Source organism: Kineococcus arenarius subsp. arenarius (assembly GCF_050871845.1).
In the GTDB taxonomy this organism is placed as follows: Bacteria; Actinomycetota; Actinomycetes; order Actinomycetales; family Kineococcaceae; genus Kineococcus.
In genome coordinates this window covers 1-12748 of sequence record NZ_JBJLSE010000109.1, presented here as the reverse complement: position 1 = coordinate 12748, position 12748 = coordinate 1, and the positions used below count along the sequence as shown (strand labels likewise).

Sequence of the window (12748 nt, the reverse complement as noted above, 5' to 3'; positions counted from 1 at the left end):
CCCCCCCCCCGCCCCCCCGCGCGCGCCCCCCGCCCCCCCCCAACCAACGTAGTGGGTGAGGACCGAACGGTCCACACCCTGGGCGCGACGACCCACCGCTAGGGTCGCGCCGTGCAGGAGCGCGCGAGCGGGGTCATGGCGCCCGAACGACGCCGGCGGCTGGTGCGGACCGCCGCGCGGGAGTTCGCCGCCGCCGGGTACGAGGCCGCGTCGCTGAACGGGATCATCCGCGACTGCGGGCTGAGCAAGAGCTCCTTCTACCACTACGTGGAGTCCAAGCGGGCGCTGTTCGACCTCGTCGTGCAGGACCTCGGCGGCGAACTGGCCACCGCCCTGCGGGCACCGGCACCGCGCGACCTGGCCGGCCCCCGCTTCTGGGACGACGTCGAGGACCTGCTGCACCGCCTGCTGGACCTGGCCCGCGCGGAACCCGCCTGGACCGACCTGGGGCGGGCGTTCTGGCTGCCGGGCGCCCCCGGCGGCGACGGCACCCCCCTCGCCCGGGCGCTCGCCGCGCTGCACGCCTGGCTGCTGGGAGCGCTGGAGACCGGCCGGGCCTGCAGCGCCGTGCGCGACGACCTGCCCGCCCCCCTGCAGGCCGACCTCGCCGCGGCCGTGCTGCGCGTGCTGGACGAGTGGGCCCTGCGGCACCCGGAGGCCCTCGCCGGCGACGAGGGGCGGCGCCTGGTGGGGGTGCAGTGCGCCGCGCTGCGCCGGCTCCTGGCGCCGGACGGCCCGCGAGCGCCCAGCTCGTGACCCCGTCGGCGCAACCCGTGGGCGACACCTTCGCCGAACCACTTCCACCGGGCACGCCGGCTTGCTAGGGTCCGGCCGGTAAGCGTTATCCGTACGGTTGACCGTACGGCTCGGTCGATGACGACTGGAGGGGCCATGGACCACGTCCGGGCACGAGGGACCGCGAGGGACCCGCGGTGAGCGGGCTCGGGGAACTGCGGGCGCTCAAGGGGCAGCAGGCGACGGGCACGCGCGACACGAAGATCGCCTACCTCTTCCTGCTCCCCTGGTTCGCGGGGCTGTTCCTCATCACGATCGGCCCGATGATCGCCTCGCTGTACCTGTCGTTCACCGACTACAACCTCATCCAGGCCCCCGAGTGGATCGGCCTGGAGAACTTCCAGCGGATGCTGAGCGACGACCGGCTGCACAACTCGCTGAAGGTCACGTTCCTCTACGTCTTCGTCTCCGTCCCGCTGCAGCTGGGGCTGGCGCTGGCGCTGGCGGTCTTCCTGGACCGGGGCCTGCGCGGCCTGGCCATCTACCGCTCGATCTACTACCTGCCCTCGCTGCTGGGCTCCTCGGTCGCCATCGCGGTCCTGTGGCGGCAGATCTTCGGCACGCAGGGCCTGATCAACCAGATCCTCGCGCTGGTCGGCGTCGACGGCCGCGGCTGGATCTCCGACCCCTCCACCGCGCTGGGCACCATCATCATCCTCAACGTGTGGACCTTCGGCGCCCCGATGGTCATCTTCCTGGCGGGCCTGCGCCAGATCCCGCGCATGTACTACGAGGCCGCCTCCACCGAGGGCGCCGGCAAGGTGCGGCAGTTCGCCTCCATCACCCTGCCGCTGCTGACGCCGATCATCTTCTTCAACCTGGTGCTGCAGCTGATCCACGCGTTCCAGTCGTTCACGCAGGCGTTCGTCGTGTCCGGCGGCACCGGCGGACCCAGCGACTCGACGATGTTCTACACGCTGTACCTGTACCAGAGCGGCTTCAAGAACTTCGACATGGGCTACGCGTCCGCGCTGGCGTGGATGCTGCTCATCATCATCGCCATCTTCACGGCCATCAACTTCTACGCGTCGAAGCTGTGGGTGTTCTATGACGACTGAGATCTCGCCCGCCCGCCGCGGCGCCGCGGCGACGTCGCCCCCCCTGCGGCCCTCGCGCCGGGACGAGGCGCCGTGGCCGAGCCGGTTCCGCTCCGGGCTGAAGCACGCAGCGCTGATCCTGGCCGCCTTCGTCATGCTCTACCCGGTGCTGTGGATGATCGCCGGCTCCCTGCGCTCGCAGGACCAGATCTTCCAGGCCCCCGGCCTGTGGGTCTCCGACCCGCAGCCGCAGAACTACACCAGCGGCTGGGACGCCCTGACGTCCCCGTTCGGGCACTACATGCTCAACTCGGCGATCATCGCGATCGGCTGCATCCTGGGGAACCTCGTCTCCTGCTCGCTGGCCGCCTACGCCTTCGCCCGCATGGAGTTCCTGGCGAAGAAGGCGCTGTTCGCCGTCATGCTCATGACGATCATGCTGCCGATCCACGTCGTGATCGTCCCGCAGTACATCCTGTACTCGCAGCTGGACTGGCTGAACACCTTCCTGCCCATGATCGTGCCCAAGGTGCTGGCCACCGACGCGTTCTTCATCTTCCTCATGGTCCAGTTCATCCGCGGCATCCCGCGCGAGCTGGACGAGGCGGCGCGCATCGACGGCTGCGGTCACTTCCGCATCTTCGGCCGCATCATCCTGCCGCTCATGGTGCCCGCCCTGGCCACCACCGCGATCTTCACGTTCATCTGGACCTGGAACGACTTCTTCAGCCAGCTGATCTTCCTGACCGACCCGGACATGTACACGGTCCCGGTGGCCCTGAGCTCCTTCATCGACGCGACCTCCGAGTCCTCCTGGGGCTCGCTGTTCGCGATGAGCGTGGTGTCCCTGGTGCCCATCTTCCTGGCGTTCCTCTTCGGTCAGCGCTTCCTCATCAAGGGCATCGCCACGACCGGCGGCAAGTAGCCCACCGACCTGCAAGCACCCTCGAACGTTGCCGGGCACGGACGCCCGGCGGAAGGACGGTCCCCGTGCCCACCCCCACCCCGCGCCGCCCCGTCTCCCGGCGGGCCTTCGGCGGCCTCGTCGCCGGCACCGCCGCCACGGCCGGCCTCGCCGCCTGCGGGGGCGGATCGGCCAGCAGCGAAGGCCCGGTGACGCTGCGCTTCACCTGGTGGGGTGCCGACGCACGACACCAGTACACGCAGCAGATCATCGAAGCGTTCAACGCCGAGAACCCCGACATCACCGTCGAGGGCGAGTTCACCGAGTGGTCCGGGTACTGGGACCGGCTGGCCACGAACGTCGCCGCCAACGACGCGCCCGACATCATCCAGATGGACGCCATCTACCTGCGCTCCTACGCCGACCGCGGCGCCCTGCTGGACCTCTCCCAGCTCGACGGCCTGGACACCTCCGCGATCGACTCCACCGCGCTGGACACCGGGGAGACCGGCGAGGGCCTGTTCGGCCTCGTCTCCGGCGTCGTGCCGCTGGCCATCATGACCAACCCCGGCCTGGTGCAGGCCGCCGGGCAGCAGATGCCCGACGACACGACGTGGACGTGGGCCGACTACGAAGCGCTCGGCGCGGCGATCACCGCCGGCAGCCCGGAGGGCACCTACGGCGTCGCCAACGGCGGCATCGACGAGGCGGGGCTGCAGCTGTGGGTCAAGCAGCTCGGCGGCGCGTTCTACGACGACGAGGGCAACGTCACCCTCGAGCCCGCCATGGTCACCGACTGGTACGAGTACAACCTCGGCCTCATCCAGTCCGGCGCCGCCGGCCCGGTGACCCTGGCGATGGAGAAGGCCGTCGCCGCCCTCGACCAGAGCGGCATCGCCACCAACACGACCGCGATGCAGCCCTACTGGGCCACCCAGATCACGGCGCTGGCCGGTGCCAGCGGGCAGCCGCTGGCCCTGCTGCGCCCGCCCACCCAGTCCACCGGCGGCGAGCCCGGCGTGTACTACAAGCCCTCCATGTTCTGGTCGGCGTCCGCGCGCACCGAGCACCCCGAGGCCGTCGCCACGTTCCTGGACTACCTGGTGAACTCCGAGGCGGTCGCCGACCTCATGCTCACCGAGCGCGGCATCCCCGCCAACACGCAGATCCGCGAGTACATCACCCCCAAGCTGTCCGAGACCGACCAGCTGGCGATCGAGTACACCGACTCCCTGGCCGACATCGTCGAGGACACCCCGCCGTCCGCTCCGGCGGGCGCCTCCAACATCGAGGAGGTCGTGCGCCGCTACGGCTCGGAGGTCCTCTTCGGCCAGCAGCAGCCGGCGGCCGCCGCGGAGGCGATGGTCGAGGAGCTGACGAACTCCGTCGAGTCCGCCTGACCGTCCCCGACGGGCGACTCGCGCACCTGCGCTGCATCTCAACCCCGCACCACCCGGGCCCCGGCCCGGGTGGTGCACCACCGGTCGACGACGACAGTGGGAGAAGACATGACCACCAGCCCGAGCCCCGCCCCCTCGCGCCGCACCGTCGGCCTCGGCACCCTCGGAGTCGCCGCCGCTGCGGGCCTGTCCGCCTGCGGCGGCGAGACCGGCAGCGGCGGTGACTCCGGGCCCGCCCGGCTGCGGTTCACCTGGTGGGGCTCGGACGCCCGCCACGAGTACACGCGCAAGATCATCGAGGAGTTCAACGCCGCGAACCCGGACATCGTCGTCGAGGGCGAGTTCACCGAGTGGTCGGGGTACTGGGACCGCCTGGCGACCTCGACGGCCGCCAACGACTCCCCCGACGTCATCCAGATGGACGCGGGCTACCTGAAGTCCTACGCCGACCGCGGCGCGCTGCTGGACCTGTCGAAGGAGGACGGCCTCGACACCGGCGGGATCTCCGACGACGACCTCGCCCTCGGCGAGTCCGACGGCGGCCTGTACGCGGTCGTCCAGGGGGTGGTGCCGCACGCCATCGTGACGAACGCCCAGATCCTCGAGGCCGCCGGTGTGCCGGTTCCGGACGACACCACGTGGACGTGGGAGGACTACGCCCGGATCGGCAAGGCCGTGACCGACGCCGGCCTGCCGGGCGTGTACGGCATCCAGACCGAGGGCGTGCAGGGACCGCCCGTGGAGAACTGGGCGATGCAGGTCGGCGAGACGCTGTTCACCGAGGACGGCGGGGTGGGGATGAACCCCGACACCCTCGCCTCGTTCTGGGAGTACCACCTGGGCCTGGCCGAGTCGGGCGCCGGCACCCCCGTCACCCTGACCATCGAGCGCAACCCCACATCCTCCGCGCTGGACCAGTCCGGCACCGCCACCAACACCGTGGCCTTCGCCCCCTGGTGGTCCACCCAGCTCACCGCCCTGGCGAACGCGTCGGGGCAGCGGCTGGTCCTGCTGCGCCCCCCGGCGCAGACCCCGGGGGGCGACCCGGGCCTGTACTACAAGGCGTCCATGTACTGGTCGGTGTCCTCGCGCACGGAGCACCCCGAGGCTGCGGTGCGGTTCATCAACCACCTGTCCACCTCCGAGGCGGTCGCCGACCTCATGCTCACCGAGCGGGGCATCCCCGCCAACCCGGCGTTCCGCGAGCGGATCGCCGACAAGCTCTCCGAGACCGACCGGGCCGCGCTGGAGTACGTGAACTCCATCGAGGACGTCGTCAACCCCGCGCCCCCGATCCCCCCCGTGGGCGCCTCGTCCGCCGGGGAGATCATCACGCGGATCGGGTCCGACGTCCTGTTCGGCCGGCAGAGCCCCGACGGCGGCGCGCAGGCCTTCGTCGACGAGCTCACCGCCCAGCTCGAATCCGCCTGAACACCTCAGACCACCACCGTCACGACCGACCGCGAGGAGAACCGATGAAGCCGTCGACGACGCCGGGCGCATCGACCACGACGCGCAGGCCACTGACCCGCCGTGCCTTCGGCGCCGGCCTGGCCGGCACCGCCGCGACCGCCGGCCTGGCCGCCTGCGGTGGCGGCGACGGTGGTTCCGGGACCGCCGAGGGCGGCTCCGCCCTGCGCTTCACCTGGTGGGGTTCCGATGCCCGCCACGAGGCCACCGAGAGGGCCCTCGACGCCTTCCGGGCGGAGCACCCCGACATCACCGTCTCGGGGGAGTTCACCGAGTGGTCCGGGTACTGGGACCGCCTGGCCACCACGGTCGCGGCGAACGACGCCCCGGACGTCATCCAGATGGACGTCCTGCAGCTGCGTTCCTACGGCGACCGCGGCGCGCTGCTCGACCTCGCCGACGCCGGCATCGACACCAGCGGCATCCCCTCGGACACCTTGAGCACGGGCCGCACCGACGACGGCTTGTTCGCCGTCCCCGTGGGTGTGAACGCGCACGTCATCGTCGCCAACCCGGCGCTGTTCGAGGCGGCCGGCGTGCCGCTGCCGGACGACACCGCGTGGACGTGGCAGGAGGCCGCGGACATCGCCCTGCGCATCTCGCAGAGCGGCCAGCCGGGCGTGCACGGGTGGCAGACCATGGGCCTGGACGAGGCCAGCCTGCAGCTGTGGGTCTCCCAGCTCGGCGGGGAGTTCTACGGCGACGGCACCGAGGTCACGCTCGACCCGGCCCACGTCGCCTCGTGGTGGGAGTACAACCTCGGCACGATCCAGTCCGGTGCCGCCGCCCCGGCCACCGTGGCGGTCGAGCGCCAGGCCGCCGGGCTGAGCCAGTCCGGCACCGCCACCAACACCGCCGCGATGGCGGTGTGGTGGGCGAACCAGGTCACCGCGCTCTCCTCGGCCGCCGGCCAGGAGATGGTGCTGCTGCGCCCGCCGCTGCAGGAGGCGGGCGGCGCGCCGGGCGTCTTCTACAAGGCGTCCATGTTCTGGTCCATCTCCTCGCGCACCGAGAGCCCCGAGGCCGCGGCGACCCTCGTGGACTGGCTCACCAACTCCCCCGAGGCGGCCGAGATCCTTCTCACCGAGCGGGGGATCCCCAGCAACCCCGAACTGCGCGAGCAGATCGCCCCGCTCTTGCAGCCGTCCGACGCGCAGTCCGTGGAGTACGTGGAGTCCCTCGAGGACGTCGTCGTCCCCGCGCCGCCGGCAGCACCCCCCGGCGCCAGCACCGTCCAGGACCTCGTCAACCGCTACGGCTCCGAGGTGCTGTTCGGCCGGCAGACGCCGCAGGCCGCCGCCGAGGCGATGGTCGCGGAGCTGCAGAGCAACGTGTCCTCGGCCTGAGCGCCGCGGCCCGAGAACCCCTTCCGCACCGCCACCCCGAACCAGCCAGGAGGCAGCCCCCGTGACGAGCACTTCGTCCCCCCGCTCCGTCGTCGTCGTCGGCACCGGCGGCATCGCCGCCGCCCACGCGCGCGCCCTCGCCGCGCTGGGCGACCGGGTCCGCCTCGTCGCCGCCGTCGACGTCGACGCCGGGCGGGCGCAGGCGTTCGCCGAGCAGTGGGGGGTGCCGCGCGCCGCCACCGACCTGGCGGACGTCCTGGCCGACACCGCGGTGGACCTCGTGCACGTCTGCACGCCGCCCAGCGCGCACGTGCCCGTGGCCGAGCAGGCGCTGGCCGCCGGGGCGAGCGTCGTCGTGGAGAAGCCCATCGCGCTGTCCCTGGCGGAGACCGACCGGCTCCTCGCCGCCGAGGCGGCCTCGGCGGGGTCGGTGGCCGTCGTCTCCCAGCACCGCTTCGGTTCCGGGATCCAGCGGCTCGGCTCGATCGTCGCGGACGGCACCCTGGGCCGCCCCCTCGTCGCCACCTGCCTCACCCAGTGGTACCGCCCCGACGAGTACTTCCTCGTCCCCTGGCGCGGCACCTTCGAGCTCGAGGGCGGCGGGCCCACGATGGGCCACGGCATCCACCAGATGGACGTGCTGCTGTCGGTGCTGGGGCCGTGGGAGGAGGTCAGCGCCATGGCCTCGCAGGGGGCGCGGCCCACGCGCACCGAGGAGGTCTCCGTGGCCACCGTGCGGTTCGCCTCCGGCGCGCTGGCGAGCGTGGTGAACTCCGTGGTCTCCCCGCGCGAGACGACGATCCTGCGCTTCGACCTCGAGCTGGCCACCGTGGAGGTGCACCACCTGTACGGCTACGGCGACGACGACTTCACCGTCACCGCCGCGCCCGGCCACGAGGAGGCCGCCACCACCGCGTGGGCGCGCGAGCCGCAGGGCGTCCCGAGCGGCCACGAGGCGCAGTTCCGCGCCGTGCTCGACGCCCTCGACCGCGGCGAGGTGCCGCCGGTGCCGCTGACCGCCGCGCGCGAGACCCTGGAGCTCGTCGCCGCGATCTACCGCTCGGCCTTCACCGGCGGCGCCCCGGTGCGCCGGGGCGAGATCGACGCGGACGACCCCTTCGCGGCCCGCATGGACGGCACCGGCGCCCCCTGGGCCCGGGTCCCCAGCGCCCGCTGACACCCCACCCGCGAGAGGAAACCCCACCCCGATGAGCACCACCACCACGGCGACGGCGCTCGAGCTCGACGACACGACGCGCGGGCGGCTCGTCGTGCGCGCGGGCGACGTGGACATCGCCACCTACGTCCACGACGGCGACTTCGCCGCGAGCGAGTCCCGCAAGCCGTACCTGCACCCGCTGCGCACGCTCGACGGCGCGGTCGTCACCGCGTACCGACCGAACGACCACCGCTGGCACAAGGGCCTGCAGATGACCGCCTCGCACGTGTCGGGGCAGAACTTCTGGGGCGGCGGCACCTACGTGCACGGCGAGGGCTACGTGCCGAAGGACAACGTCGGGCAGATGCGCCACGACGCCTTCGACGCCGTGCAGGCCACCGGTGACGCGGTGACGTTCACCGAGCGGCTGACCTGGATCGCCTCCACCGGGCAGGAGTGGGCGCGCGAGGTGCGCACGCACTCGTTCGGCTCCGTGGACAGCGACCGCGGGACGTGGACCCTGGACTTCAGCACGGAGATCACCAACACGCGCGGCGAGCCGCTGGAACTGGGCAGTCCCACCACGCACGGGCGCCCCGCCGCCGGCTACACGGGGTTCTTCTGGCGCGGCCCGCGCGGCTGGACCGGCGGAGACATCACCACCCCGGACCGCACCGGCGAGGACGCCATGGGCACCTCCAGCCCGTGGCTGGCGTACTCCGCCGCGCACGACGAGGTCGACGGCGGCGGCACCCTGCTCGTCCTGGCCGGCTCGGCGTCGACCACCTCGAACCCGTCGGTGCCGCTGCACTGGTTCGTGCGGCACAACCCCTTCCCTGCCATCGCACCGTCGTTCGCCTTCTCGGACGAGGTCGTCCTCGCCGACGGCGAGTCGCTGCGGCTGCGGCACCGCGTCGTCGTCGGCGACCGGATCTGGGACCGGGACGAGATCGAGGCCGTCGCCGCCGCGAACGCGCTCGACGCGACCCCGTGACCCCCGCCGGTGAGGTGCCCGAGTTCCCCGGGGCGGTCGGCCTGTCGGAGCTGAACGTCTACCCCTGGCAGACCGCCGACGACCTGCACGGCGGTTCCCCGCACCTGCACACCACCTGCTCCGAGGCGTACGTCGTCGTCGGCGGCCGCGGTGAGCTGCACACCCTCACCGCGGCCGGGTACGACGAGCACCCCCTCGCCGTCGGCGACGTCGTCTGGTTCACCCCCGGCACGATCCACCGCGCCGTCAACGTCGAGGACCTCAGGGTCGTCGTCGTGATGCAGAACTCCGGTCTGCCCGAGGCCGGGGACGCCGTCATGACGTTCCCCCCGGAACACCTGCGCGACGCCGAGACGTACCGGCGGGCGGCCTCGGTGCTCGGCCCGGACGGCTCCCCCTCCCCCGAGCGCGCGCGGGCGCGCCGCGACCTGGCGGTGGAGGGTTTCACCGAGATCCTGCGCCGCACCCGCGAGGGCGACGGCACCGCGCTGGCGGAGTTCCACGCGGCGGCCGCCGCGATCGTGCGGCCCAGCACCGGCCGCTTCCGCGAGCGCTGGCTGGCCGGTGCGGCCGACGTGGCCCGCCGCACCGGCGAGCAGATCGACGCCCTGGAACGCGGCGACGGCTCGCACCTGGCCACGGGGACGGTCACGCGCCTGGAGCGCCCCGACCCCACCGCGCTGGGGATGTGCGGGTTCCTCGCCCCCTACGACGCCGCCCGCGCAGCCGCCCGCACAGCCGCCGGAGGCTGACCCGGACGGGTCGGCGACGGGTTCCGGATCGCCCCCGCCGCGCCCACCGGACATGCTGGCGGCGGGGGCCGCCGCACGGGTGGCCGCGAGCGGGCGGGAGGTCCGGGCGGGTGCGAGCGCTCATCGTGGAACAGGGCTGGAGCCGGGGGGCGCTGGCCGCCGCGCGGGCGCTGGACGCCGCGGGCTGGATCGTGGGCGTGGCCACGCCCGCCGGCCCGCGCGCAGGGCTGGCGGTCTCCTCCCGGGCCCGCCGCGCCCACCACCTCCTGCCCGGCCTGCACCCGGCGCCGGTCTTCGTGCGGGCCGTGGCCGCCGCGGTGCGCGCCGGTCGCTACGACGTCGTGTTCGGCGCCGGGGAGGCGGAGGTGACGGCCCTGTCGGCCGCCCGCGGGGTCGTGGCCGCCGCGGGCGCCGTCGTGCCGCACGGTCCCCACGAGCAGCTGCTGCGCGCGGTGGACAAGGCGGAGCTGTCGCGGGCCGCGAGCGCCGTGGGCATCGCCGTGCCGGACGTGCTGGAGGCCGCCGACGTGCCCGACGAGCGCACCGCCTGCATCGTCAAGGCCGACCGCCACGCGAACCCGGACGTGGCGGGGTCCCCGCCGCGCATCGACACGACCGTCGTGACCGGCCGCACCGCCGTGGCCCGGCGGGTGGAGCAGATCCGCGCGCTCGGCGCGCAGGCGCAGGTGCAGGTCCTGCACCCGGGCACCCTGATCGCGTACGCCGTCGTGCGCGGGCCCGGCGGCGTGGTCGCCGAGTCGATGCAGCGCGCCGAGCGCATCTGGCCGCCGGGGGCGGGGGCCAGCGCCCGCGCCGTCACCGTGGAGGTCGACGAGGAGCTCGCGGCGCGGGCGCAGGCGCTGCTGGCGTCCCTGGACCTCCTCGGCCTGGCCGAGCTGCAGTACGTGCGCGACGCCGACGGCACCGCGCGCCTCATCGACCTCAACGCCCGCTTCTACGGTTCGCTGTCGCTGGCCGTGGCCGCCGGCGCGAACCTGCCCGCCGCGTGGGGCGACGTCGCCCTGGGCCGCGCGCCGCGGCCCGTGCGGGCGCGGGCGGGCGTGCGGTACCAGTGGGGCTGCGCCGACGTTCGCCGGGCGCTGGCCGAGCGCCGCGGCGGCCTGGTGCGCGACCTGGCGACCACCCTGGCCGCCGCGCCCGGCGCGCAGCACAGCGTCGCCTCGCTGCGCGACCCCGGCCCGGCGCTGGCCCGGCTGGGCGCGGGGCTGCGCGCCGGGTAGGAGCGTCAGGAGGGGGCGGCGCGCAGGTGCGCGAAGTCGTTGTGCCGCAGCACCTGCCACGGCCCGCGCGGGTCACCGTCGGGCAGGGCCCGCACCTCGCTGATGCCCGTGGGGTCCACGTGCATCCGGTGCATGACCACCCGCGGCACCGCCAGGGCGTCCACGACGGTGAGCTTGACGGGGTACATGTGGCTGACCAGCAGGACGCGCCCGCCGGGGTGCTCGGCGGCCAGGCGCTCGCGCACCCGCGCCACCCGGTCGCCGACCTGCTCCAGGGACTCCCCGCCCGGGACGGGCGCGGTGCTCTGCCGGCGCCAGGCGGCCTGCGCGCCCGGGTGGTCGCGGTCCACCTCGGCAGGGGTCCGGCCCTCCCAGTCTCCGAAGTCGATCTCCCGCAGGTCCTCCTCCACCCGCAGCGCCAGCCCCAGGGCGGCGGCGACCTCCTCGGCGGTCTGCCGCGCCCGCAGCACCGGGCTGCACGCCAGGACGTCGGCGCCGCCGGTGCCGCGCAGCGCGGCCGCCAGCCGCCGGGCCTGCTCGCGGCCCACCTCGGACAGCGGCGGGTTCTCGCCCGTGCAACCGCTCAGGCGGCCCTGCGCCGTGTGGGCCGTGGCCCCGTGCCGCGCCAGCAGGAACGTCGTCCCCGCTGCCGCCCCTGCCGTGCCCGTCGCGCCCACCCGCGTCACCGTGCTCCCTCGATCGCCGTCCACCGGTGCGGGGAGCCGCAGCACCCCGCACCGGGGCATCCTCGCGCACGTCCGGGCCGTGGGCCGAGCTCCGCGCAGCGGTGCGGTGTCAGCGCAGGAGCTCGGCGGTGCGGCGGGCCGCCTTGCGGATGCCGGCCCGTTCGTCCAGCCAGCCACCCGCCACGCCGACGACCGGCAGCTTGCCGATCACCCGGGTGAGCGCGTTCCCGCGAGGTCGCTCGTCCAGGAGCTGCCGCACCTCGAAGAAGGCGCGGGCCAGGTGCCAGACGGTGCGAGCGGCCCGCCGGGCACCGCTGCCGCCGGTGTCGTCGGCCTGGTCGTTGTCGTCGGCGTCCAGGCGGTGCTCGGCCTCCTCGGAGGCGGGCAGCGGCGCCGGGGCGGGCTGCAGGTGGCGGTCGAAGAGCACCTCCGCCAGCAGCGGCACCCAGTCCGCGGGGGCGGTGCGGCCGTGCTCACGGGCGGTGGCGCACACCGCCAGCCCGGCGGCGGAAGCTCCCAGGGCCGCCTGCAGCGGCACCCGGTCGGCCAGGGCCCCGGCGAAGCGGGGCGTGGCCGCGGCCAGACCGGCGCTGACCCCGATCCGGGTCACCCACCAGTCCACGCGCTGGTCCAGGGGCCGCCCGGCCCACTGCGGCGACGCTGGGGTGACCTCGCCCAGAGCGCGGTCGCGCAGGGCGTCCAGGGCCCGCGCCGGGAACGGGGCCGTGGGCGGCGGGTCCTCGTCCAGACCGAGCCAGCGCCCCGGATCGCTCAGGACGTGGTCCACCATCGCGGCGTAGACGGCCAGCGCGCGCGTGAGCTGCGGACCGCTGACGGCCTCGGCGCGGTCCTCGCTCAGGAGCGGTCGCGCTTCGTGGTGGCCTCCTGGCCGGCGTCGAGGTCGATGTGCTCCTCGCGCACCTCGGCGGAGACGGTCTGCTCCTCCTGCACCGTCTGCGTCCCC

Annotated in this window: 12 protein-coding genes; 10 read left to right on the top strand and 2 right to left on the bottom strand. The window is 74.1% G+C overall.

Annotated elements, in window-relative coordinates; translation table 11 throughout:
• Positions 1-111 precede the first annotated feature (111 nt).
• The 10 genes from ACRYM0_RS18215 to ACRYM0_RS18170 all read left to right on the top strand — a co-directional run bounded on the left by ACRYM0_RS18215 (position 112) and on the right by ACRYM0_RS18170 (position 11098).
• A complete protein-coding gene (locus tag ACRYM0_RS18215) occupies positions 112-756 on the top strand; it encodes a TetR/AcrR family transcriptional regulator (protein ID WP_432507257.1) in 645 nt (214 codons plus the stop codon).
• 194 nt (positions 757-950) lie between these two features.
• Positions 951-1853 carry a carbohydrate ABC transporter permease gene (locus ACRYM0_RS18210; protein ID WP_432507258.1) on the top strand — a complete coding sequence of 301 codons (903 nt, stop codon included), beginning with the start codon at positions 951-953 and terminating at the stop codon, positions 1851-1853.
• On the top strand, positions 1843-2757 hold the full coding sequence (locus ACRYM0_RS18205) for a carbohydrate ABC transporter permease (protein WP_432507256.1): 915 nt from the start codon (positions 1843-1845) through the stop codon (positions 2755-2757). Before ACRYM0_RS18210 ends, ACRYM0_RS18205 begins: the two co-directional genes overlap by 11 nt.
• A gap of 65 nt (positions 2758-2822) precedes the next feature.
• Complete coding sequence (locus tag ACRYM0_RS18200) at positions 2823-4136, top strand: ABC transporter substrate-binding protein (RefSeq protein ID WP_432507255.1); 1314 nt, start codon at positions 2823-2825, stop codon at positions 4134-4136.
• A gap of 108 nt (positions 4137-4244) precedes the next feature.
• Positions 4245-5567 carry an ABC transporter substrate-binding protein gene (locus ACRYM0_RS18195; protein WP_432507254.1) on the top strand — a complete coding sequence of 441 codons (1323 nt, stop codon included), beginning with the start codon at positions 4245-4247 and terminating at the stop codon, positions 5565-5567.
• 44 nt (positions 5568-5611) lie between these two features.
• Positions 5612-6952, top strand: coding sequence for an ABC transporter substrate-binding protein (locus ACRYM0_RS18190; protein ID WP_432507253.1), 1341 nt, complete (start codon positions 5612-5614; stop codon positions 6950-6952).
• A 61-nt stretch (positions 6953-7013) separates the two neighbouring features.
• Positions 7014-8129 carry a Gfo/Idh/MocA family protein gene (locus ACRYM0_RS18185; protein ID WP_432507252.1) on the top strand — a complete coding sequence of 372 codons (1116 nt, stop codon included), beginning with the start codon at positions 7014-7016 and terminating at the stop codon, positions 8127-8129.
• A 31-nt stretch (positions 8130-8160) separates the two neighbouring features.
• Positions 8161-9105 carry a DUF6807 domain-containing protein gene (locus ACRYM0_RS18180; RefSeq protein WP_432507251.1) on the top strand — a complete coding sequence of 315 codons (945 nt, stop codon included), beginning with the start codon at positions 8161-8163 and terminating at the stop codon, positions 9103-9105.
• Positions 9102-9857 carry a cupin domain-containing protein gene (locus ACRYM0_RS18175; protein WP_432507250.1) on the top strand — a complete coding sequence of 252 codons (756 nt, stop codon included), beginning with the start codon at positions 9102-9104 and terminating at the stop codon, positions 9855-9857. The genes ACRYM0_RS18180 and ACRYM0_RS18175 overlap by 4 nt, the downstream gene beginning before the upstream one ends.
• A gap of 110 nt (positions 9858-9967) precedes the next feature.
• Entirely contained in the window at positions 9968-11098 is a 1131-nt protein-coding gene (locus ACRYM0_RS18170) for an ATP-grasp domain-containing protein (protein WP_432507249.1), read from the top strand.
• Positions 11099-11103: 5 nt separating this feature from the next.
• Here the strand turns inward: ACRYM0_RS18170 and ACRYM0_RS18165 are convergent, their stop codons facing one another.
• Positions 11104-11775: a histidine phosphatase family protein gene (locus ACRYM0_RS18165; protein ID WP_432507248.1), complete on the bottom strand. Its 672-nt coding sequence runs from the start codon at positions 11773-11775 to the stop codon at positions 11104-11106.
• A 118-nt stretch (positions 11776-11893) separates the two neighbouring features.
• Positions 11894-12571 (bottom strand): hypothetical protein, encoded by a 678-nt coding sequence (locus tag ACRYM0_RS18160; protein ID WP_432507247.1) that lies wholly within the window; start codon positions 12569-12571, stop codon positions 11894-11896.
• Positions 12572-12748 lie beyond the last annotated feature (177 nt).